This is a genomic window from Amycolatopsis sp. CA-211722 (assembly GCF_056828465.1).
Genome location: NZ_CP184752.1, coordinates 7,645,247 through 7,670,136 on the forward strand (window position 1 = coordinate 7,645,247; position 24,890 = coordinate 7,670,136).

The 24,890-nt window shown below is 72.0% G+C and carries 8 protein-coding genes; all 8 read right to left on the minus strand.

Annotation, left to right across the window (positions count from 1 at the left end; all coding sequences use genetic code 11):
- Positions 1-168: 168 nt before the first annotated feature.
- The 8 genes from ACOCEP_RS35185 to ACOCEP_RS35220 all read right to left on the minus strand — a co-directional run bounded on the left by ACOCEP_RS35185 (position 169) and on the right by ACOCEP_RS35220 (position 24,629).
- The gene (locus ACOCEP_RS35185) at positions 169-1,104 is read right to left on the minus strand and encodes a TauD/TfdA family dioxygenase (RefSeq protein ID WP_482333807.1); all 936 of its coding nucleotides are present in this window, start codon (positions 1,102-1,104) and stop codon (positions 169-171) included.
- A complete protein-coding gene (locus tag ACOCEP_RS35190) occupies positions 1,101-2,366 on the minus strand; it encodes an ATP-grasp domain-containing protein (RefSeq protein ID WP_482333808.1) in 1,266 nt (421 codons plus the stop codon). The genes ACOCEP_RS35185 and ACOCEP_RS35190 overlap by 4 nt, the downstream gene beginning before the upstream one ends.
- Complete coding sequence (locus ACOCEP_RS35195; protein WP_482333810.1) at positions 2,363-3,634, minus strand: ATP-grasp domain-containing protein; 1,272 nt, start codon at positions 3,632-3,634, stop codon at positions 2,363-2,365. Before ACOCEP_RS35195 ends, ACOCEP_RS35190 begins: the two co-directional genes overlap by 4 nt.
- Positions 3,631-9,060, minus strand: coding sequence for a non-ribosomal peptide synthetase/MFS transporter (locus ACOCEP_RS35200; protein ID WP_482333812.1), 5,430 nt, complete (start codon positions 9,058-9,060; stop codon positions 3,631-3,633). Before ACOCEP_RS35200 ends, ACOCEP_RS35195 begins: the two co-directional genes overlap by 4 nt.
- Positions 9,057-12,089, minus strand: a complete 3,033-nt coding sequence (locus ACOCEP_RS35205) for a non-ribosomal peptide synthetase (RefSeq protein WP_482333814.1) — start codon at positions 12,087-12,089, stop codon at positions 9,057-9,059. The genes ACOCEP_RS35200 and ACOCEP_RS35205 overlap by 4 nt, the downstream gene beginning before the upstream one ends.
- 327 nt (positions 12,090-12,416) lie before the next feature.
- Complete coding sequence (locus ACOCEP_RS35210; RefSeq protein WP_482333815.1) at positions 12,417-17,741, minus strand: type I polyketide synthase; 5,325 nt, start codon at positions 17,739-17,741, stop codon at positions 12,417-12,419.
- Positions 17,742-17,754: 13 nt separating this feature from the next.
- The gene (locus ACOCEP_RS35215; RefSeq protein WP_482333817.1) at positions 17,755-21,207 is read right to left on the minus strand and encodes an acyl carrier protein; all 3,453 of its coding nucleotides are present in this window, start codon (positions 21,205-21,207) and stop codon (positions 17,755-17,757) included.
- Positions 21,204-24,629 carry a beta-ketoacyl synthase N-terminal-like domain-containing protein gene (locus tag ACOCEP_RS35220; protein WP_482333819.1) on the minus strand — a complete coding sequence of 1,142 codons (3,426 nt, stop codon included), beginning with the start codon at positions 24,627-24,629 and terminating at the stop codon, positions 21,204-21,206. Before ACOCEP_RS35220 ends, ACOCEP_RS35215 begins: the two co-directional genes overlap by 4 nt.
- Positions 24,630-24,890: the final 261 nt, after the last annotated feature.

Below are 24,890 nucleotides of genomic sequence, written 5' to 3' on the forward strand. Positions count from 1 at the left end.
TGTTCAACTCGGTCAACCAGGGTAGGTAAGGGGCGCTTCACCACCTCTCCGGCGTGCCGTCTGGCCCGACGCGTCGCGAAAGCCACTTTCGCGACGTCTGATGTCCCGAAAGTGGCTTTCGCGACACGATCGCAGCCCGCATCCGACCCTGAGGCCGGAGGACGAAGCTCAGGTCATCGCGACCAGCGTCCGACGCGTACCCGTGAACGGCTCGCGCCCATGTGCCATCAGCATGTTGTTGATCACCATGATGTCACCCGGCTGCCACGGGAAGGCGTAGCTGACCTCGTCGTACGCCGCCTTGATCGCGTCCAGGTCCGCCTGCGGGATCGGTGCGCCGTCGGCGAAGAAAGCGTTGCGGGGCAGGTCTTCCACGGGGTACAGCTCCAGCAGCGCCTCGCTGACCTCCTCCCCCAGGCTCGACACGTGGAACAGGTTGGCCTGGTTGAACCACACCATCGCGCCGGTATGCGGTTCCTCGACGAAGGACGGGCGCACGTGCCGCGTCCGCAGGCCTTCGTCGGTCCACTCGAACGTCTGCCCGTTGGCAGCGCAGTAGTCCTCCACCACCTGGCGGTCGTCGGTCTGGAACGCCTCCTGCCAGGTCAGGCCGAGGCCCTCGCGGAACGCCCGCGTGTAGGTGACGCCGCCCGCGAACCGCTCGCGCAGATCCTCCGGCAGCAGGCGGTACAGCGCGCGGCTGTCCGCGATCGGCGTCGCGCCGCCGGTTTCGGCCGCCTTGTCGCACAGGAAGAACAGGCGGTCCGGCCAGTGCGCAGAGTACGAGTTCTCGTTGTGCATCGGGATCGACTCGGCGGGCGGGTACTCCGTCGAGGTGTAGATGTTGCCCGAGACCGCCGAACGCGGCGTCGACCGCTCCGTGTACGTCAGCAGCAAGCCGCCGACCTCTTCGGTGATCTGGTTGAACACCGTCAGGTCGGCGGGCATCCCGCGCAGCAGGATCGCGCCGTGCTCGCGCAGCCGGTCCTGCAGCGTTTCGCGGTGCGCGCGCACCCAGTCCAGGCCTGTGGCCGCGTACACGGTGATCTTCGTGTGGTCGTTGCCCTCGACGTGACCGAGGTTCGCCGTGAGTTCGGCGGTCATGACTCCTCCAGTTCGAATCGGATCAGCTTGGCGGCCTCGGCGTGCAGCGCGGCGAGGTCTTCGGTGTCGGCGAACCCCGCGGCGAGCACGTTCACCGCGTAGATCTCCTGGTCGTCGGTGAGCACCTGGCCGGGGCGCACGATCGTGACGACCTCCAGGACCTCGGGCAGGTCGGCGACCTCGCCGGTGCCGTCGACGCGGACCAGCCGCCCGGTGCCCTCGGCGTAGAAGATCAGGTAGCCCACCGGCACCGGCAGGCCCGCACCTCGCGCGGGCGGCGGCGTGCCCAGTGCCAGCGAAACGGCCTCGGCGATGACGTCGATGCCGGTCGCGAGCTTCAGCAGCACCGGCTGGGCGCCACCGGCCGGGCGGCCCGCGTTCACCTCCACGATCGTCGCGCCCAGCTCGGCGTCGTCGATCAGCTCCAGATGCGCGCAGGTGTTGTCCAGGCCCAGCGCGAGCGCGGCGGCCGTCGCCGCCGCGAACAGCCGCTCGGTGTCCTTTTCGGACAGTTCGAGCGGCGGACAGACCATGCCCAGCTCGAATTTGCGCTCGTCGATCAGCGGCTTCTCCACCACGGCCACCGGTTCCGCGACGCCGTCGCGCACCAGGACGTCGACCGCGTATTCCGGCCCACGCAGCAGGCCCTCCACGAGGAACACCTTCAGCGGGTCGATCGACCCGACGAGCCGGTGGTACCGGGCGTCCTCCGACAGCGGCAACCGCTCGGCCAGCAGCCGGTACGCCGCCGCCAGTTCGTCCACAGTGGACACGGTGCGCACGAGATTGCTCGCCGCGCCGTTCACCGGCTTGACGATCGCCGGGAGCCCCACCGCCGAAGCCACCGACGCCGCCTCGGACTCGGCCGAGATCAACGCGCAGCGCGGGCCCGGTAATCCGGCGGCGGCCAGCGCTTGCCGGACCGCGAACTTGTTGTGCGCCAAGGTGAACACCGACGCCGGGCAGCGCACGACACCGAGCAGCTCGGCCGCGCGGGCGACGCTCGCGATGATCCCTTCGGCGGCGGTCATCACCCCGGCCGGACTCGCGGTCCGCTCCCGGATCGCCGCGGCCACGGCTTCGGCGTCACGGACGTCGTCGACGACGACGACGCCGTCCACCAGTTCCGCCATCTGTGCCAGCTCGGCCGGCTCCAGGGGTTGCGTGACCAGCTCGACCCTCGGTCCGTTCGCGCGTATGGCGCTCACGAAGTCGGCGATCCACTGGCCTGCGGTCTCGCAGACCACGAACGCGGTGCTCACACTTCCTCCAGTTCCAGCCGGACGAGCTTGCTCGCCTCCGCGTGCAGGGCGGCGAGGTCGTCGTGATCGGCGAACCCGGCCACGACGAGGTTGACCGCGTAGATCTCTTGTTCGTCGGTGAGCACCTGCCCCGGCGAGACCGTGGTGACGACGTCGATCACCTCGGGCAGGTCGGCGATCTCGTCGAGCCCGCCGATACCGGTCAACCGGCCCGAACCGGCCGCGTAAAGGATCAGCATGCCCAGCGGGATCGGCAGTTTCGCGGGTTCCCGCACCGGTGGCGGATCGCCCATCGCGAGCGCGGCCAGCTCGGCGAACACGTCGATGCCGGTGCGCAGCTTCGCCAGCAGCGGCATGATCGATCCGGCGGGCCTGCCCGCGTTGACCTCGACGATCGTCGGGCCGCGGTCGACGTCGTCGATCAGCTCGACGTGGGCACAGGTGTTGTCGAGCCCCAGCGCGCGGACGGCGGCGACGGCCACCGCGGTGACCAGCTCGGCCCGGTCGGCGGCGAGCCCGGCGGGCGGGCACGACAGCGCCAGCTCGAACTTCCGCTCGTCGATCAGCGGTTTGTCGAGAATCTCGACCGGTTCGGCCACCCCGTCGCGGACGAGCACGTCCACCGCGTACTCCGGACCGCTCAGGAACCCTTCGACGAGAAAGGTCACCGAGGGGTCCAGTGTCCCCAAGGGACGGTGGTAGCGCGGATCCGCGGACTCGGGCAACCGTGCGGCCAGCAGCTCGTACGCGGCCGCCAGCTCGTCCACAGTGGACACCGTACGGACGAGATTGCTGCCCGCCCCGTTGACCGGTTTGACGATCGCCGGGAAGCCGACCAGCGCGGCGACCGACGCCGCTTCGGCGGCCGAGGAGATCAGGGCGTACGCGGGGCCGGGCAGCCCGGCCGCGGCAAGGGCCTCCCGGACCGCGAACTTGTTCGCGCACAAGGCGAACACCGACGCCGGGCAGCGCGCCACCCCGAGCAGTTCCGCGGCGCGGGCGGTACTCGCGATGGCGCCGTCCGAGCCGGTGAAGATCCCGGCCAACGCGCCGCCGCCGATCTCCCGGGCCTTCGCCGCGACGGCTTCCGGGTCGTGGACGTCGTCGAGCGCGACGATGTCGTCCACCACGCCGTCCAGCGACGCACGCTCGGCCGCGTCCATCGGCGGGGCGAGCAGCACGACGCGGTGCCCGGCCGCCCGCATCGACGGCGCGACCTCGCCGACCCAGTGCCCGCGAGCCTCCCTGACCAGCACAGCCGTGCTCATGCGGCTTCCTTCCCCGCGAGCTTGCGCTCCCGTTCCTGAGCCCCCACCAGGTCGTCGGGCAGCGAATCGGGCACTTCGGTGTCGAACCGGCGCAGCAGCCGCATCGAGAACCCGCCCACGTTGATCAGCAGCAGGATCAGCGCGAAGACGACGTAGGCGAGCCCGATGCCCCGGGTCTCGCCGGTGCCGAGCACGGCGCCGACCGACCCGGTCAGCGCACCGCCGGGCGCCAGCAACGGCGAGAACCAGCCGACGGCCAGCGGCGCCAGCACGGCGAACCCGATCGGCAGCGTCGACCACGTGATGGTCTGGTTGATCGCGAACACCCGGCCGTGGAACCGCTGCGGCACCTTGACCTGCACCAGCGTCGCGTAAATGCCCTGCGACACGGACATCGCGGCGGCGAGGAGGAACACCCCGGCCGCGACGACGATCAGCGACGGCCGCAGGCCCATCACCAGGCTGCCGAGCGCGATCCCGACGTTGCCGACGAGCACGCCGACCATCCGCCGGTGCCGCGGTCCGCCCCACAGCGCCATCCCGATACCGCCGGCCACCGCGCCGACGGCCTCGGCGAGCGCGACCTTCGCCACGTCGGTGACCGAGCCGAACGACAGCACGAGCGGCGAGAGCAGCACCAGCGCCGGGGCGAGGAAGACGTTGGCCAGCGCGAAGTACAGCAGCATCGTGCGGAAACCGCGGTGGTTCCACGAGTACCGCAGCCCGCCCGCGATCGCCGTCAGCAGCGGTTCGCGCGGGCGCCAGCCCAGCACGTCCGGGAACCGCACCAGCAGCAGGCCCACGATCGCGAACGCGTAGCTCGCCATGTCCAGGATCAGGATTCCGGACAGCTGGATCGTCGCGAGCAGCCCGGCCGCGATCACCGGCATCAGCAGCTGGGCGAATCCGGTGGACAGCTGGGCGAGCCCCATCGCGTGCCCGAGGTACTGCTTCGGCACCAGCTGCGCCACCGACGATTGATAGGCGATGCGCTGGAATGAGGAGGCCACCGACCCGAGCGGGATCAGCACGTAGAACAACCACAGCTGAACATGCCCGGTGACCAGCAGCAACGCCAGTATCAGCTGGATCCCGCCCGCGATACTGCTGGCCGCGATCATGATCCGCCGACGGTCACCACGGTCGACCAGCGCGCCCGCCACCGGCAGGACGAGCACGCCGAACAGCAGCGCGAGCGCCCACAGCAGCCCGAGGTCGGCGACCGAGCCCGTGCGGGTGTAGAGCCAGATCGGCACCGCGAACGACGTCAGCGCCGAGCCGGTCGAGGACACCAGCTGCCCGATCGTGATCGTGACGAACCGGCCCATACTCGGTCGCACCGCGGGCTTTTCGTCCACAGTGGCCCGATGGGTCTCGTGCACCGCCCAGCCCGCGTCTTCGCCGCGCACGCGGACGTCGAGCTCACCGGGATCGTCCAGCGCCGGGTGCACGCGCGTGACGATCTCCGCGAGTTCTTCGGCCCGGTAGCGCAGGAAGAAGTGCCCTGCCTGGTCGAGCACCACGAGCGCGGTGGTGTCGGTGAGGAACTCCCATTCCCGGTACCGCTCGGCGTAGAAGTCGGTGACGGGATCCTCGGAGCCGACCACCGACACGATCGGCGCGCGCAGCTTGGCCACGCGGGCGTCGAGCAGGCCGCTGAAGTACTCCTCGGCGGCGCGGCTGTCGGCGCGCATGTTCGTGATGATGCGATCGGCCTGCGCCGGGTCGAGGTCGTCGGTGTCGACGCCCATTCCCTTGAGCCAGTTCGAGTAGTACCGGTTGCTGCGCAGCTTCTCCAGCCGCGTGCGCAGTGTGCCCACCGCGCCTTTCATCCGGGCGAACGGGAAGATCGCGCCGATGTAGACGACTTCCAGCTCGCGGCCGCGTTCTTCGAGCAGCCGGGAGACGGCGACGGCGAGCGCGTTGCCGACACCGCAGTGGCCGTAGATGGCCAGCGGACCGTCGATGCGGTCGAGGATCTCGTCGGCCAGCCGCTCGACCAGGTCGTCGAAGGGCAGGGCCTCCTCGGACAGGCCGACGTCGTGGCCGGGGATGGCGACCGAGTAGAGCGAATAGCCCTCCGGGAGCGCATCGGCCAAGGGCTGGTAGACGATCGCACTGCCGCCGCCGTAGGGGAAGCAGACGTAGGTCAGCGTCCGCTGCTTGGCCGGCTTGGTCAGCTCGTAGAGCAGGTGCCGCGGCCGGTCGGCGTCGTCACCGTCCATGAAGGACGCCAGCTCGCGGATCGTGCGGTGCTGGAACAGGTCCATGACGCCGACCTGACCCGCGCCCGCCTTGCCGATCCGCGCCACCACCTGGGTGGCCAGCATCGAATGGCCGCCGAGGTCGAAGAAGTCGTCGTCGACGCCCAGCTCGTCCACCTTGAGCACGTCCCGCCAGATTTCGGCGAGCAGGGTCTCGACCGAGGTCGACGGCGCGACCAGTTCCTTGGTCGCGTCCCGGGACGCGACCGGCGCGGGCAGCGCCTTGCGGTCGAGCTTTCCGTTCGGGGTGAGCGGCAGCTCGTCGAGCGCGACGAACGACGGCGGGACCATGTAGTCCGGGAGGCTCTGCTTGAGCGCCGTCCGCAGCGCGCCGGGCTCGGCGTCGCCGACGACGTACCCGACCAGCCGCTTGTCCCCCGGCGTGTCCTCTCGGACGATCACGGCGGCGTCGCGCACGTCCGGCTGGGCGCGCAGGGTAGTCTCGATCTCCCCCAGCTCGATGCGGAGGCCGCGCAGTTTGACCTGGTGGTCGATCCGGCCGAGGAACGCGATCGTCCCGTCCGCGCGCCAGTGCGCGAGGTCTCCGGTGCGGTACATCCGTCCACTGTGGAACGGGTCCTCCACGAACCGCTCGGCCGTCAGCTCCGGGCGGTTGTGGTACCCCAGGGCCAGGCCGACGCCGGCGATGTACAGCTCACCGGGCACGCCGACCGGGCAGGGCCGCCCGGCACGATCGAGCACGTAGATCCGGATGTTCTGGATCGGCGCCCCGATCGGTACCGACGCGACGTCGGCGAGCGCGGCGGGCGTGCAGTGCCAGGAGGTGACGTCGATGGCGGCTTCGGTCGGGCCGTAGAGGTTGTGCAGCTCGCAGCCCGGCAGCCGCCGGACGAACTCCCGGGCGGCGTCGAGCGGCAGCTCCTCGCCGCTGCACACGACCCGCCGCAGCGCGGTGCAGGTCTCGACGCCTTGTTCGGCCAGGAAAAGCGTGAGCATCGACGGCACGAAGTGCGCGGTGGTCACGTTTTCCGACGCGAGCAGCTCACGCAGGTACGCGGCGTCCTTGTGGCCGCCGGGTTCGGCGAGCACGAGCCGCGCACCGGTGATCAGCGGCCAGAAGAACTCCCAGACCGACACGTCGAACCCGGCCGGGGTCTTCTGCAGGACCGAATCGGTGCCGTCGAGGCGGTACGCGCGCTGCATCCAGTCGAGCCGGTTGACGATGCCGCGGTGACCGTTGGGTACGCCTTTCGGCTGCCCGGTCGAGCCCGAGGTGTAGATGACGTACGCCGGGTCTTCCGGGCCGGCGAGAGCTTCGGGCGGGGTGCCCGGCTGCTCCGCTGTCTCGGAAGGGTCGTCCAGGACGACGACGGTCGCGTCCCCCGGCGGCAACGTTTCACGCAACGCCGCCTGCGTCAGCACGACGGGCGCGGCCGCGTCCCGCAGCATGAACGCCAGCCGGTCGGCCGGATACTCCGGGTCGAGCGGGACGTACGCGCCACCGGCCTTCAGCACGCCGAGAAGCGCGACGACCAGCTCGAAAGACCGTTCCGCGAACACCCCGGTGAGCACGCCCGGTCCCACACCGAGGCCACGCAGCCGGTGCGCGAGCCGGTTGGCCCGCTCGTCCAGTTCGCGGTAGGTCAGCGACGTGCCGCGGAAGGTCACGGCGGGCGCGTCCGGTGTCCGGGCGGCCTGCTCCTCGACCAACGCGTGCAGCGTGGTCTGCGGGAACTCGGTGGTCGTGTCGTTCCAGCGCTCCAGGACGAGTTCACGCTGCACGTCGTCGAGAATGTCCACTTCGGACAATCGCCGACCCGGGTCGGCGACGATCGAGCTCAGCAGCGTGACCAGCCGCCCGGCCATCCCCTCGACCGTGTCGGCGGTGAACAGCGCGGTGTTGTACACGAGCTTGCCGATCAGGCCACGTTCGAGCTCGATCGCATGGAATTCGAAGTCGAACCGGGTCGCGGGCAGATCCATCGGCAGCCAGCGGAAGTCCACTTCGGACTCGCCCGCCTCGCCCATCCGGCCCATCTCGTAGTTCTGCAGCACGAACATCGCCTGGAACACCGGCGAGCGGCTGACGTCACGCGGTACGCCGAGCGCGTTCACCAGCCGCTCGAACGGGACGTCGGCGTGCTCGAACGCGTCCAGCACGTGCCGCCGGGTCCGTTCGAGCAGTTCGGCGAACGTCGGGTCGCCGTCCAGCTGGGCACGCAGCGGCAGCATGTTGATGAACATGCCCGCCACGCCCTCCAGCTCGGGCAGGCCGCGCCCGGCCGACGACGAGCCGATCGCGAAGTCGTCCTGGCCCGAGTACCGCGAAAGCAGCACCTGGTAGGCGGCCAGCAGGGTCATGAACAGCGTGACCCCGTGCTCGCGGCTCAGCTCGCCGAGGGCCCGGGCGAGATCGCGCTCGACGAAGAACTCGTGGATCTCGCCGTCGAAGCTCTGCTTGGCCGGCCGGGGCCGGTCGGTGGGCAGCTCCAAGGGCTCGACCCCGGCGAGCTGCGCCTTCCAGTGCTCCAGTTGCCGGTCGAGTTCGCCGCCGGTGAGCGTACGGCGCTGCCAGTGCGCGAAGTCGCCGTACCCGATGCTCAGCTCGGGCAGCTCGGCCGTGCCGTCGGTGCTCAGGGCGTGGTACTGCGCGGCGAGGTCCCGCAGCAGCAGGTCGACCGACCAGCCGTCGCCGACGATGTGGTGCGTGCACAGGACCAGCAGGTGTTCCTCGTCGGACACCCGGGCCAGCGTCGCCCGCAGCAGCGGACCCGAGGCCAGGTCGAACGTCTCGGCCGCGGCGGCGTCGACCGCGGCACGGGCCGCTTCTTCGCTTCCGGCGTCCACCATGGACAGGCCAACCGTGACCGAAGGTTCGATGTGGACGGTCGGCTGCCCGTCCTCCCCTTCCGGGAACCGCATCCGGAGCGCCTCGTGCCGCGCGGGCAAAGTGTCCAAAGCGGACTGGAGCGCGGTGACGTCGAGCCTGCCGGTCAGCCGGATCGGCACCGGGATGTGGTACGACCCGGTGCCCGGCGCGAACTGCTCCATGAACCAGACGCGTTCCTGCTGATACGACAGCGGTACGACGGCATCGGCGGGACGCGGGGTGATGGTCGCGGCCGGTTCCGCGCGCCGTCGCAGCCGTCGTTCGAGCAGGGCGCGGCGCGCGGCCGCGCTGGTTTCGTCGATCGCGGTCATGAGTTCCCGCCTTCGGCCAGCTGACGCTGGACCTCTTCGTCGCTGAGCTGGTCGAGGTCTTCCTCGAGCCGCCGTTCGATCTCGGCGGCCAGCCCGGCGACCGTGGTCAGGGTGAACAGGCCACGCACCGGGATGTCGACTTCGACCTGCTTGCGGATCCTGGCCATCGCGCGGATCGCCAGCAGCGAGTTGCCGCCACGGGCGAAGAAGTCGTCGTGCGCGCCGAGGTCGTCGATACCGAGCAGCTCCCCGAGCACCTCGGCGACGAGCTCTTCGGCCGCGGTCCTGGGTGCGACGTACGCCGGTGCCTCGCCGGGTTCGGGATCAGGCAGCGCGGCCCGGTCGAGTTTGCCGCTGGCCGCCATCGGCAGCGCGTCCAGCGCCACGAACCGGGTCGGCACCAGGTACTCCGGCAACGTCTTCCGCAGTGCTTCGGCCGCGCCGTCGGTGCTGCCGACGACGTAGCCGACGAGCGCGTCGCCGCGGACCGCCACGGCCGCGTCCCGCACCTCCGGCAGTTCGCGCAGCGCCGCTTCGACCTCGCCGGGCTCGATGCGGTAGCCGCGCAGCTTCACCTGCTCGTCGATGCGGCCCAGGTAGTCGAGTGTGCCGTCGCGACGCCACCGGACGAGGTCGCCGGTCGCGTACATCCGGCCGGACGGACCCTCGGTGAACTTTTCGGCGGTCACGTCCGGCAGCCCGAGGTAGCCGCGGGCGAGCTGCGGCCCGGCGACGTACAGTTCGCCCGGGACACCCGGAGGCACCGGCTGCCGCCGCTCGTCGAGGACGTACACGCGGGTGCCGGGCGCCGGGCGGCCGATCGAGACGGGTCCGGACGGCAAGGCCTCCCCGGGCTCGATCCGGTGCACGACGCAGCCGACCGTGGCCTCGGTCGGGCCGTATTCGTTGACGACCAGCGTCCCGGGGTGCCGGTCCCGCCACGGCTGAACGGTTTCGGCGGTCAGCGCTTCACCGCCGAGCACCAGCTCGCCCGTCGGGAACAGCTCCTCGGCGAGGACCGCGAGGTGCGTCGGGGTCGCCTTGACGAACGTCGGCCGGCCGCCATCGACCACCGCGCCCCCGGCGGTGAGGGTGCCGAGCACCGTCGTCACGGTGAGGTCGAACGACGCCGACGTGTGCAGCAACGCCCGTCCGGCCAGGCCGGGGTACGCCTCACGCGCCCAACCCAGATACGTGTCGACGGCCCGGTGCTCGACCTCGACGCCCTTGGGCCGCCCGGTCGAGCCCGACGTGTAGATCACATAGGCGACGTCGCCCGGCCCTGCCAGGGGTTCCGGGTTTTCGGAGGCTGCGGCGGACCACTCGGCCGGGTCGTCCAGTGCCAGCGTCTTGGTGTCCACTGTGGACTCGCCAGTGACGAGCACGAACGGGACGCCCGCGTCGGCGAGGATCACTGCCTGCCGGGGAGCCGGGTTGGCCGGGTCGAGCGGGACGTAGGCCGCGCCGCTCTTCAGCACCCCGAGCACGCCGGTCAGCAGATCCGCCGAGTTCGGCACACAGACGCCGACGACGGTGCCCGGACCGGCGCCCAGCTCGCGCAGCCGGTGTGCGACGCGGTTGGCTCGCGTGTTCAGCTCGGCGTACGTCAGGCGAACCCCGCCGAAGTCGACGGCGGGCGCGTCCGGAGTCCGCCGTGCCTGGTCCTCGAACCGGGCGTGCACCGTGCTTGTTTCCGGAGTGGACAGTGGGTTCCAGCCGTTCAGGACCAGCTCACGCTCGGCGTCGGAAAGCAGTGGCAGGTCCGAGACCGGCTGAGCCGGATCGGCGACCGCCGCGGTCAGAAGCCGCACGTACCGCTCGGCGATGGCTTCCGCGGTCTCACGGTCGAACAGGTCGGTGCGGTAGACGAGCCTGCCGTCCACGGCGGTCAGGTCGATCGCGATGTCGTCCTTCGCGGTGGCCGACCGGATCGGCTCCAGCCCCGAGTCGGGCAGGAAGTTGAACCCGAGCTGGTACAGCGCCTGCACGCCGGGATCGCGCTCGGCCCCGACCGCCTCGGCGACCGCCTGGAACGGCACCTGGCTGTGGTCGATCGCCTCCAGCAGCGTGGTCCGGACCCGGCCGACCAGCTCGGTGAACGCGGGCGCGCCCGAGCAGTCGACGCGCACGGCCATCTGGTTGACGAACATGCCGATCAGGTCGGCCAGCTCCGGCAGGTCGCGGCCGGCGACCGGGACGCCGACGACGATGTCGTCCGCTCTGGACAGTCGCGACAGCAGTGCCGCGTAGCCGGCCAGCAGCACCATGAACGGCGACGCCGACAGCTCCCGGCTCAGCTCGCCGACCCGGTCGATCAGACCGTCCGGGAGGGCGAAGTACACCTGGTCGCCGGCGAACGTCAGCTCCGACGGCCGCGGCCGGTCGGTGGGCAGGCCGTGCACCGGCGGCGACCCGGCGAGCTGCTCGCGCCAGTAGTCCAGCTGTTCGGTGGACGTTTCGAGCTGCCCACGCTGCCAGGCGGAGTAGTCCGGGTACTGGATGGCCAGCTCGGGCAGCTTCGGCTCGCGGCCCTCGAACACGGCGTCGCACGCCTCGCCCAGCTCCTTGCCCAGCACCAGCACCGAACCGGCGTCGAACACCGTGTGGTGCACGACGAACGTGAGCACCCACTCGTCGTCGGCCGTCCGGCACACCTGGGCCCGCCACGGCGGCGGCGAGTCGAGCGGGACGGCCTCTCGCGTGACGGCGCCGACGAGTTCGGTGAGCCGGGCCTCGCGGGCGTCCGCGGGCAGATCCCGCAGGTCGTGCACCTCGGGCTCGATCGGGACCTCGGCGTGCACCACCTGCACGAGGGCGCCGCCCTCCATGCGGAACGACGTGCGCAGCGCCTCGTGCCGCCCGACGATGACGCCGAGCGCGGCGCGCCACTGCTCCGCGGTCAGCGGGCGGTCGAGACGGGCCTGGCAGTGCAGGTTGTACACCGGGGACGCCGGGTCGAGCTGGCCGGACAGCCAGATCCGCTCCTGCCCGAACGAGGCCGGGAACGTCCATTCCTTCGTGTCGCTCATGATTTCCTGTTCTCAGTGTCTGTCGAAGGTGGAGTGCTCGCGAGAGGCAAGGCGAAGATGTGCCGCTCGCTCACCGGTGTGCCGGCTTCGGATGTTGTGAAAGCCACTTCCGCAACCTTCAACGTTGCGAAAGTGGCTTTCACAACGCCGTCGACCCATCGGCCCGCGCCGAGCAGAGGGGCGTGGGCGACGGAGGTTCGAAAGTGTCGCGAAAGCCACTTTCGCGACGTCTGATGTCCCGAAAGTGGCTTTCGCGACACCGGGGCCGGTGGGCACGCGAGCGACCGGACACGCCGCGTTCGTCTTGTCCTCGATGACAGTCACTTCTCAGCGCTCGAGCTTCGGGATGGTGGTCCGGGCGGGTTCTTCGGCGGGCGCCTCGGCCTTGCCGGCGCGCAGCTCCTCGATCCGCTCGGCCAGAGTGGCCACTGTGGACGCTTCGAACAGCGTCTTCATCGCCAGCCGCGTGCCGGTCGCCTTCCGCACCTGGGCGATGAGCTGGATGGCGACCAGCGAGTTCCCGCCGAGGGCGAAGAAGTCGTCGTGCACACCGATCTTCTCCACGCCGAGCAGCTCGGTCCACTGGCGGGCGATCTCGGCCTCCAGGTCCGTGCGCGGGGCGACGTAGTCGTCCTCCGACACCACCACCGCCGTCTCGCCGGGTTCCTCCAGTTCCTCGGCACCGACCTGGCGCTCGATCAGCTCCCGCACCGGCAGGGTGGTGATCACCACGTGCCCGCCGAGGCCAGGGGCCAGCGCCCGGACGAACGCCTCGGCGCCGTCCACCGGCCGGATCCCGGTCGACGTTCCCACAGTGTCCATAGTGTCCACAGTGGACGCCGAAGTCAGGCCACCGCCGACAGCGGCCTGATCGACCTGGCGCAGCACGAAATCCTCGATCGTGACGAGGACGCGGCCGGTCTCGTCGCACAGCGAGAGGTCGGCCGCCACCACCTGGTCGCCGCCGGAGTCGCGGTAGCGCAGATGACTGCGGAAACTCGCCGGGAGCGCGTCGTGCACGACGATCCGTCCGTAGCTCATCGGCAGATAGGTGCCGCTCCCCCGCCCGCGGCCGAACGCGGTCGCGACGTCCAGCAGCGCCGGGTGCAGCCCCCACGCGCCGATGTCACCCGCCGCCGCGTCGGGAGCCGTGATCGTGGCCAGCTCCTCCTCCGCGCCGATGCGGTGTTCGCGCAACGCCGCCCAGCGCGGGCCGAAGGTGACCATGCTGGTGCGTCCGGCACCGAAGCCGTGCCCGTCCTCGACCGGCTCGGTCCGCCCGGTCACCGCCGCGATGTCCACGGTGGACACCGGCTCGGCCGCGACCCAGCCGGCGGATCCGCGCACGTGGGTCCGGCTCGCGCCGGCGATGTGGCTGGTCACGGTGAAGTCGTCGCCGTCGAACTCCACGCGGTACTCCGCGGTGGCGCCGTCCGGGACACCGAACGGCTCCAGGAACGCGACGTCCCGCAGCTCGACGACGTGTCCGTCACCGGGCTTCGGCAGTGCCGCGGCCACCGCCGCGCGGACGGTCTCCAGGTGTCCCGTCCCCGGAACCACCGGCACCCCGGCGATCCGGTGCTCGTCGAGCAGCCAGTGCGTGGCCGCCGAGACGAGCCCGTGCGCGCCGTCCTCGGAACGCGTGGTGAGCACGGGGTGTTCGACGGCGCCGACCGCCCGCGACCGGGCGGTGCGGATCGTGGTCGGCGCGGCCACCTCCGCGGCCATGCCGACCTCGTCCCAGCCACCCCAAGCGTGCGAGACGAGCCGCGCCCGCCAGCCGTGGCCGCCCCGCGCGTAGGCGTCGAGGAAGTTGTTGGCGGCGCAGTAGTCGACCTGCCCGATGCCGCCCACCGCCGCGGTGATCGACGAGCACAGCGCGACGAAGTCCATCGGCAGGTCGGCGAGCGCCTCGGCCAGCGCCAGTGTCCCGGCGATCTTCGGGGCCAGCACGGCCTCGGCCGCGGCCCGCTCCTTCACCTCGGCGACGCCGCCGCCGGGCAGCCCGGCGGCGTGCACGATCCCGTCGAGACCGCCGAACTCGCGTTCGGCCAGCTCACGCACCTCGCGCAGGCCCGCCGCGTCGGTGACGTCGGCGGCGACGACGCGCACCTCCGCGCCCGCGGCCTCCATCCGCCGCACGGCGAGCATCGCGCGTCCGGCGCGGTCGGTGCCGCCGTGCGCGGCGAGGTGCGCGTCCCACTCCGACCGCGGCGGCAACCCGGCGCGGGTGAGCAGCACGAGCTTCGCCCGCACCCGGCGGGCGAGATCCTCGGCGAGCGTGATGCCGATGCCGCCGGTCCCGCCCGTGATCAGGTACCGGCCGCCGTCGCGCAGCACCGGCTCGGCGGACGCGGGCAGTTCGAGCTGCGTGTAGTCCAGCACCCAGCGGCGACCGGCCCGCAGCGCGACCTCGGCCGCCGCGCCGGCCGGGCGGAACAGCTCGGCGATGGTGTCCTGCAGGCGATCGGTGTCGATCCGGCGCACCACGGTGCCCGCCATCTCCAGCGGCACCACCCGGGCGATACCGGCCAGGGTCGCGTGCTCGGGCCGGGTCAGATCGCTACCGGTGACATCGGCGGTGCCGGTGCTCAGCACGTCGATCCGCACCGGCTCGCCCCAGGCCTGGACAAGATTCAGCAGGCTGAAGAACCCGTGGTCCTGGGCGGCCATGCCGCGCTCGTCCCCGGCCAGCGCCCAGGCGTGGACGACCCGTTCCGGCCGGGTGGGGAGCGCGGCCACGAGCGCGTCGTAATCCTCGCGCGCGCCGGGCCGGACGGTGAATCCGGTCTCCGTCGCGGCGAATCCGTCGCCGGGCCGCACTTCGGTGACCGTCACACCCGCGTCGCGCAGCAAGCCGGGCAGGACGTCGTCGGCCGCGAAGACGAGCGCGTTGGCGAAAGGCTCGCGTCTCAGGTCCGGCTCCGCCTGCCGCCACGCCGGGACCGCGAACCATTCGGACAGCGGCAGCGGACCGCTCGACCGCACGGGCTGGTTCGCCGTCACCGGATCCGGGTCGACCCAGTACCGCTTGCGCGCGTAGGGGTAGCCGGGCAGCGGCACTCGCCGCCCCGGCGCGCCGAACGTCCGCGGTTCCAGGGAAACCCCGTTCGTCCACAAGAGACCGGCCGCGCCGTACAGGGTTTCGACGTCGCCGATGCGCTCGTTGCGGCCCGGCAGGCTCGGCTGCGGCGCGGGCATCCCCTTCGGCACCTGGCCGCGGGACAGCCCGGACAGCTGATGCCCCGGACCGCATTCGACGAGCGCCCACCGTCCGCCTCTGGCGAACAGGTTCTTGACGCAGTCGCCGAACCGGACGGCCTGACGCAGGTGCGAGGCCCAGTAGGCGGGATCGGTGGCCTGCGTGTCGGTGATCCACTCGCCGGTGACGTTCGACAGGAACGGGAGCGCGGGCGCGGTACGGGCGACGGCGGCGACGGCCTCGGTGAACTCGGCGAGGATCGGGTCCATCATCGGCGAGTGGAACGCGTGCGACGTCACCAGCTCGCGGCACTGGACGCCGCTGGCCTTGAGCGTGGCCGCGAACTCCGCGACCTCGTCGGACGGCCCGGCTACGACGCACGTGCCGGGCCCGTTCACTCCGGCGATCGCGAGCGTGCCCGGCAGCCGCGTGGCGACGCTTTCCTCGTCGAGCTGGACGGCCAGCATCGCCCCGGCGGGCATCGACTGCATCAGGCGGCCGCGCGTGGCGACCAGGTTCAGCGCGTCCGGCAGGGTGAAGACCCCGGCGACGGTGGCGGCGACGTACTCGCCGACCGAGTGGCCGATCATCGCCGCGGGCCGCACGCCCCAGCTCTGCCACAGCGTCGCCAGCGCGTACTCGACGACGAACAGCGCGGGCTGGGTCACGCGGGTTTCCCTCAGCGCCTGCTCGCCACCGCGCCCGAAGATCAGGTCACGCAGCTCCGGCAGCCCGGGTTCGAGCAGCCGCAGACACTCGTCGACGGCCGCGGCGAACACCGGCTCGGCGTCGTACAGTTCGGCGCCCATCCCGGCGTACTGGGAACCCTGCCCGGGGAAGAGGAACGCCACGTTCGTCTCCCCGGCCCGCCCGGACACGAGGCGCCGGGAGTCGCGCAGCCCGTCGACCGCGTCCTCCAGGTCACGGGCGACGACGACCGCGCGATGCGGGTACTCGGTGCGCCCGGCGGCCAGGGTGTGGGCCACGTCGGCGAGATCGAGGTCGACGTCCCCGGCGAGCCGGTCGGCCAGCCGGTCGACCGCGGCCGAGAGCGCCTCCTCGGTGTTGGCCGACACCCGCAGCAGGTGCGCCGGGTGCGGCGTCGGGAATCGCTGCAATACCGGCGCCTCCTCCAGGACGACATGCGCGTTGGTGCCGCCGACGCCGAACGAGCTGACGCCCGCGCGCCGCGGCGCCTGGCCCGCCTCCCACTTCGTCACCACACGCGCCGGGTAGAACGGGCTCGCCGGGAAGTCGATACCCGGGTTGGGTTCGTGGTAGTTGATGGTCGGCGGGATCAGGCCGTGCTCCATGACGAGCACGGCCTTGATCAGCGAGACCACACCCGCCGCCTGCGACAGGTGGCCGATGTTGGACTTCACCGAGCCGATCGCGCACCATCCGGTGTCCACGGCCCCGTTTCCGTACACAGTGGACAGTGCGGTGATCTCGATCGGATCGCCCAGCGCGGTGCCGGTGCCGTGCGCCTCGACGTAGCCGATGGTGCGCGGGTCGACACCGGCCATGCCGACGGCCTGCGCGACCGCCTCGGTCTGCCCGGACATGCTGGGCGCCGAGAAGCCGACCTTGGTCGCGCCGTCGTTGTTGATCGCGTTGCCCAGCACGACACCGCGGATGTGGTCGCCGTCCTCGATCGCCTGCGACAGCCGTTTCACCAGCACGACACCGACGCCGCTGCTCCAGACCGTGCCGTTGGCTCCGGCGTCGAACGCGCGGACGTGGCCGTCCGGCGAGGTGAAGCCGTCGACGCCCATGTAGCCGACGCCGTGCGGCATCTCGACGTTGACCCCGCCGGCCAGCGCCATGTCGCACTCACCGTTGCGCAGCGCCTCGCAGGCCAGGTGGACCGCGACGAGGGACGTCGAGCAGGCGGTGAACACCGCGAGGCTCGGGCCGCGCAGGTTGAGCTTGTACGACACCGACGTCGTCAGGTAGCTCGGCTGGTTGCCGGTCGAGATGCCGATACCGCCGTGCTGCGAGGCGAGGAGCCGCTCGTTGCGCATCAGGTTCTCGGTCAGGTATCCGGTGCCCCCGGATCCGCCGTAGACGCCGATCGCGCCGCTGAACCGGGCCGGGTCGTAGCCCGCGTCGGTCAGCGCCGCGTGGCACGACTGGAGGAACAGCCGATGCTGCGGATCGGTGATCTCGGCCTCACGGCTGGTCATGCCGAACAGTTCGGCGTCGAACTCGTCGAAGCCATCGACCACGGCGGTGGCGTTCACCCAGCTCGGATCGTCCACTGTGTCCGGTGAAGCACCGCGGGCGATCATCTCCTCGCGCGTGGCGGGCACGATCGACTCGACGCCGTCGACGAGGTTGCGCCAGAACTGGTGCGCGTCCCGCGCGCCGGGCACGCGCACGTCGAGTCCGACGATCGCGATCGGTTCGGCTCCGGGATCGCCGGCGCCGGTTTCGGGGTGGTGGGTCACGGTGGTGCTCCTATCAAGGGCCGGTGGGGCCGGCGGTGCGACGGGGTCTTCTGGTCTGGGTACGGCCGCGGCGGGCGGCGACGCGTTCGGCGGCACGGGCCAGTTCGGGGCTGGCGGCGACACCGGAGTGCAGATGCGCGGCGAGGGCGCGGACGGTGGGATGGCTGAACAGGTCGACCATCGGGATCCGGCGGGCGAGCCGGTCGGTGAGCTGGGCGTGAACCCGGGCCAGGGCGAGCGAATTCCCGCCGACGTCGAAGAAATTGTCGGTGTGCCCGACTTCGGCGACGTCGAGGACGTCGCACCAGGCCCGCGCGATCACGGCCTCGGTCGCGGCGAGCACCGCCGGGTCCGCGGCCACCGACGGCGGCCGTGCCCGGACGAGGGTCGCAGCGGCCGGCGCGGCGGTGCGGACGGCCGCCTGCGGCAGCTCGGGCACGGTCGTCCCGACCGGCGCGTCCGGCGCCGCGGCCAGCGCGCCGAGCAGGGCGACGTAGTCCTCGGCGAGCCCGGACATGCGGTCGTGGTCGAACAGATCCGGGTTGTACAGCAGTTCGACGCCGTCGTCGTGGACGTACACCGTGAGGTCGAACGGCGATCCCGGTTTGTCGACCGGCAGCCACGCCGAGGCCACGCCGGGCAGGTCCAGCCGCGGCTCGGTGAAGTTCAGGACGTTGAACATCACCTGCACGAGCGGGGCGTGCGCGGGGTCGCGGGGCACGCCGAGCGCCTCGACGAGCCGCTCGACCGGCGCGGCCGGATGCGCGGTCGCGGCGAGGAGTTCCGCGCCGCCGTCGCGGACGTGCGTGGCGAAGTCCGCGGCGTCGTCGGCCCTCAGCCGCACCGGCACGATGTCGACGAAGAACCCCGCGACCTCCTGGCATTCGGCGAGCTGCCGGTCCGCGACGACCGTGGCGACCAGGTGGTCGGTCGCACCGGTGAGCCGCCGCAGCAGCTGGCCGAACGCGGCGAGCAGCACTCCGGCGCGCGTCGTGCCGGTACGGGCGGCCAGCGCCAGGACGGACTCGGCGGTACCGTCCGAAAAGGACTGACGCAGGCTCGCGCCCCGATAGGTCTGCACGGCCGGGCGGGGCCGGTCACGTGGAAGGTCCACTGTGGTCGGTGCACCGGCGAGATGTTCGGTCCACCACGCGACATCCACGGCCTCGCGGCGTTCATCGCGTCCGGCTCGCCACACCGCGTAATCCGCATAGGACGCCTCCGGCGGCGGCAGCGGCTCGCCACGGTAAGCCGCCGACAGGTCGGCGCACAGCAGCTCCTGCGACCAGCCGTCGAACACCGCGTGATGCAACGTTAAACCGAGCACGTGCTCCGTCTCGCCGAGCCGGTAGAGCCGCGCGCGCCAGGGTGCCTCGCGGTCGAGACGCACCGGCGTCGCGGCGTCGGCGGCCAGCCGGGCCCGCAGACCGTCCTCGGTCGTCGGCGCCACCGGCAGCGGAACGTCCGACGGCGGCAAGTGATCCGCCACCGGCGCTCCGTCGACAGCCCGGATACGCCAACGGAGCACGTCGTGCCGCTCGGCGACCGCGCGCAGGGCGTGGCGCAGGGCGTCGACGTCCAGCGCGCCGGTCAGCCGGAACGCCATCGCGATGTTGTACGGCGCGGCGTCCGGCGCGAGCTGGTCGAGGAACCACAGCCGCCGCTGCTGCGGGGACAGCGCGGGCGCGTGCCCGGTGGTCAGTCCCGGCCCGGTCAGCGGCGGCGCGGCCGCGACCCGCCTGGCGAGCCCGTCGAGTGTGCCGCCGGTGAAGACGTCCTCCGTGGCGACGTCCGCGGCCAGCTCCGCCCGCAGTGCCGCGACCAGGCGCATCGCGGCGATCGAGTTCCCGCCCGAGGCCAGGAAGTCCGGTCCCGCGCCCGCACCGAGCACCCGCCGCCAGATGGCCGCGACCGCGCGTTCGGCCGGAGTACCGAGCGGGCCGAGGTCCTGCCGGCCCGCCAGCGCCGCTTCGGCGAGGTCGCGCAGCGCGGGCCGGTCGATCTTGCCGGTGAGCGGGTTGACCGGCAGCCGGTCGAGCACCCGGACCGCGGCCGGACGCATCGCCGCGGTGAGCCGGTCCCGGCCGAGTTCGTCCACATCGGACGGTGCGGACGCCGGTGCCAGGAAGGCCACCAGCCGGGTGCCCGCCGGTCCGGGGACGGCGGCCACCGCGGCGGCGTCGACGTCCGGGTGAGTCGTGAGCGCGGCCTCCACCTCGCCCAGCTCGATCCGCTGGCCGCGGACCTTCACCTGCCGGTCGGCGCGGCCGGCGAATTCGAGACGGCCGTCGGGCAGCTCGCGGACGAGGTCACCGGTGCGGTAGAGCCGTTCCCCCGGGGTGGCCGGGTCGTCGACGAACTTCTCGGCCGTCAGCTCGGGGCTGCCGAGGTAGCCAAGCGCCAGGCCCGGGCCGCCGATGAGCAGCTCGCCGATCTCGCCGGGAGCGACCGGCCGCAGTTCGGTGTCCACGACGTACGCCCGGTGGTTCGGCGTCGGGCGGCCGAGCGGCAGCGGGTCGGCCGGGATGCCGGTGACCTCGTCGGTGACGACCACGACGGTGGTCTCGGTCGGGCCGTAGGCGTTGAAGAACCGTCGTCCCGGCATCCAGCGCGCGGCGAGCTCCGCGGGCACCGGCTCGCCACCGCAGGCGATGACGCGCCAGCCGGGGACGGCGGCGGGGTCCACCATGGACAGCAGCGTCGGCGTGACGAAGCCCCACTCGACGTCGTGCTCGACGAGGAACCGGCGCAGCCGTTCGGGGTCGGACCGGTCGGCCGCACTGGTGAGCTGGACCGATCCGCCGTGCGCCAGCGGGACGAACACGTCCATGGTGAAGGCGTCGAAGGCGAGCGACGAGATGCCGAGCGCCCGGGTTCCCGGCCGGATCCCGAGCGCGGCCGGGAACCCGGTGACGAAAGCGACCACGTTGCGGTGGCTGGTCAGCACGCCCTTGGGCCGTCCGGTGGAGCCGGAGGTGTAGAGGAGGTGGACGAGGTCGTCCGGACCGGCGGGACATTCGACGGGCCCGTCCACGGACGGGGGCACGTCGAGCGCCTCGATGCCTTCCATGGCACCGAATTCGGCCTTCGCGCAGTCGCCGACGACCAGCGAGATCCCGGCGTCCGCGACGATTTCGGCCAGCCGCGCCTTCGGGCCGCCGGGTTCGAGCGGCACGTAGGCGGCCCCGGACAGCAGCACGCCGACGACGGTCGAGATCAGCTCCGGCCGCCGGTCCGCGCAGACACCGACGCGAACGCCGGGTGCGGCACCCCGGGCCCGGAGCAGGCGGGCGGCGCCGGTCGCCGAGGCGACCAGTTCGCGATAGGTGAGCCGGGCGTCCCCCTGCCGGACGGCGACGGCATCGGGGGTGCGCGTGGCCTGGGCGAGGATCAGCTCGGTGAGTGTGGTGTCCGGATAGGACAGTGGCGGCCCATGGCCGCCCGTGACGGGCAAGGTGTCGGTCACCGAGGGGTCTCCTGGTCGGCTGTGTGGTGCGGTGGTTCGATCCAGTGCCGCTCTCGCTGGAACGGATAGCCCGGCAGCGGGACGCGGCCGGGATCGCCGTCCGCGCTCCACTCGACGTCGCCGCCCCCTGTCCAGTGAGCGGCGAGCTCCCGCTCCTGCCCGGCCGGGCCCTCGACGTCGGTCCCGTTCGCCAGCAAGGCATCGAGCGCTTCGACCGCCGACGCGACCGAGTCCGCCACCACGGCGGCGCGGCACGCGAACGCCCGCCGCACGGAAAGCGTGTACGCCACGTCGCCGAGGTCGGGCGCGTCCGTGGCGAGCCGCTCGCGCAGCAGGAAAACCGCCTCGCGCAATGCCTTCGGGTCACGCGCGGACACCGGCAGGACGAAGGGGCCGCTCGCCGCGGGCCGTGGCGGAACAGCAGGCGCCTCTTCGACGATCATGTGCACGTTCGTGCCGCCCATGCCGAACGAGCTGACCCCGGCCACCCGCCGCTCGCGGACGGGCCAGTCGGTGGCCTTCGCCGGGACGTACCAGGGGCCGCCTGCCAGGTCGACCTCCGGATGCGGGGCCGTGAAATGCAGGCTCGGCGGGATGACACCGTGCCGCACGGACAGCACGGCCTTGATCAGCCCGGCGATACCGGCCGCCGCGTCGAGATGCCCGATGTTCGTCTTCACCGACCCCAGCGCACACGATTCCGGCGGCGCCTCCCGGTAGACGCGGTTGAGCGCGGCCACCTCGATCGCGTCACCCAGCGGGGTGCCACTGCCGTGGGCTTCGAGCAGCGCGACCTCGTCCGGGGCGACCTCCGCGACCGCCAGCGCCTCGGCCACCGCGGCCGCCTGTCCGGCCGGCCCCGGCACGGCGTAGCCCGCGCGGTCCGGTCCGTCGTTCGTGATCGCCCAGCCGGGCAGCACGGCGTAGACGTGGTCGTGATCGGCGAGCGCGTCCGCCAGCCGCCGCAGCACGACGACCCCGGCGCCCGAGCTGAACCCGGCACCCGCCGCCGCGACGTCGAACGCGCGGCAGCGGCCATCCGGCGAAGCGAGCCCGCCACCGCGGTACCGCGGCCACGTCACGCTCGCCCCACCGGCCAGCGCGACGTCGCACCGATAGTCCGCGAGGCTCTGCGCGGCCAGCGCCACCGCCGCGAGCGAGCTGGAGCACGCGCTCTGCACGGCCACCGCCGGACCGGTCAGCCCGAGCCGGTAGGCGACCTGGCCGGGCAGGTGGTCGGTGAGCTGGCGGCCGGTCAGCCGCCCCTCCCAGTCGTCCGGGTCGACGTCACCGGTCACCGCCGGATTGCCGAACAGGTGAAAGAGGAAATAGCGGTTCACCGAGGTCGCCGTGAACACCCCGACCGGTCCGGTCTCCGCGGCGGGATCGCGGCCCGCGTCTTCGAGTGCCTGCCACGCCGTTTCGAGGAAGAGCCGGTGCTGTGGATCGGTCCGCGCGGCCTCGTCGGCGGTGAAGCCGAAGAACCCGGCGTCGAACTCCTCGATCCCCTCGATCCGGCCGCCCGCCCGTACGTACGCCGGGTCGCCACGCAGGCCCGGGCCGATGCCCAGCGCCGTCAGCTCGTCGTCGGTGTAGTCGTGGATCGAGTCGACGCCCGCGCACAGGTTCCACCAGAAGGAAGCGGCGTCCGGCGCGCCGGGGAACCGGCAGGCCAGCCCGACGACGGCGATGAGATCCCCGGCCTGTTCCTCCGCGGTGACGGGCGTTCGAGTGTCCGAAGTGGACTTCGTGAGCCAGGCGGCCTGCCCGGCGATCGTCGTGCGCTCGAACAGGGCGAGCAGCGGGACGTCCACCCCGAACTCGTCGGCCAGCCGCACCTGCACCCGCCCGAGCCGCAGCGAGTCGCCACCGGCGTCGAAGAACGCTTCGGTGCTGCCGATCCGGTCACGGCCGAGCACCTCGCACCAGATCCGGTGCACGCGTTCCTCGTCCGGGGTCAGCCGCTCGGCCGGGACGGTCGCGGACGAACGTGGGTCCGGCAGCGCCAGTTCGTCGAGCTTTCCGGTGACGGTCAGCGGAAAGCCGTCCAGGACCGCGACGGCCGCGGGTACCGAGTAGCCGGGCAGGGCGTCCACCAGCGCGGCGCGGAGCACCCGGCCGTCCGGACGCGGGCCTGCCGCGGTCACGTAGGCGAGCAAGTCGCCGTCCCGCACGATCGCGCGGGCTTCGGCGACACCAGGCTGTTCGGCGAGTTTGGCTTCGATCTCGGTCAGCTCCACCCGGAAGCCGCGGACCTTGACCTGCCGGTCGAGTCTGCCGAGGCAGACGAGGTTCCCGTCCGGCAGGAGCCTGCCGAGGTCGCCGGTCCGGTAGCGGCGGCCGCCGTCGGCGGTCACCCCGAACGCCGGGCTCGGCTGGTCGAGGTAGCCGTCGACCAGGTGCCGTCCGCGCACTTCGAGTTCACCGCCGTCCAGCACGGTGAGCGTGAATCCGGGCAGCGCGCGCCCGATCGGCAGCGGCCCCTCGGCGTCCGGATCCAGCTCGGCGACGGTCGTCCGGTAGTGCGCGGCGAAGGTCACCTCGGTGGCGCCGTAGCCGTTGACGAACACGCACTCCGGAGCGAACCGGCCGCGGCGGACATCGGCATGGGTCGCCTGTTCGCCGCCGAGCAGCACGGTCCGCACGGACGGGAGGCCGGTCTCGCCGAGGACGTCCAGCAGATGCCGGTAGACCGTGGGCGTCGAGTGGTAGACGGTCACCTGGTGCCGGGCCAGCTCGCGCGCGGCCTGGGCGACGCCGTGGGCACGCAGGTCCACCGGTACGAGCGCGGCGCCGGTGAGCAGCGCCGGATAGAGGTCCGGGATCGCCGCGTCGAAGCCGAAGGACGCGAGCAGGCTGAGCCGGTCGGCCGAGGTGATGCCGAGCGCGTCGATCTGGTTGTCGACGACGTGCAGGAGGTTGCGGTGGGTCTGCGCCACGGCCTTCGGCCTGCCGGTGGACCCGGACGTGAACAGCACGTACGCCAGGCCGTCCGGATCGGATCCGGGCACCGGGAGCGGCGCGGTCTCCGCGCCCGAACGCACCAGCCGCGCGGATCCGGTGCGGCACAAGAATTCCGCGAGCTCGACGTAGTCCGGGTCCGCGAGCACGGCGGTCACCCGCGCGGCCGCGAGCTGGTACTCGAGCCGCTCCCGGGGGAAGGACGGGTCCAGCGGGACGTAGGCGCAGCCCGCGGCGAGAGTTCCGAGGATCGCCGCGATCGTGGCGCTGCCGTGCCCGGTGACGAGCCCGACCCGCTCCCCCGGCCGCACACCGGCGTCGTGCAACCGCAGCGCGCGGCCGCCCGCGAGGCCGGCGAGCCGGGCGTAGGTGAGCCCGGCGCCGTGCTCGAAGACCGCGATCCGGTCGGGTGCTTGCCTGGCGTGTACGTCGAATCGACTGACGCAGCCGGGTCGTGTCATCGGGCGGCGAGCAGTCGCTCCGAGGTTTTTCGGGCGCGCGACAACAACAACGGCGTGGACTTCATCTTGCTCCCCAGTGCAGATTCAGGTGAAGAATCACGCAAGGTTAAGACGACCGGCCGCGCCGTGGAATACGAATTTCGCGGATTTAGTCCGAACGCTCCATCCATATTGGACCATACGTCGCAGTTTTTCCCGACTTACGACCGAATCGGCGCCATGGGCGGCACTTCGCGACGGTCCTTCGGACACAAACGACAC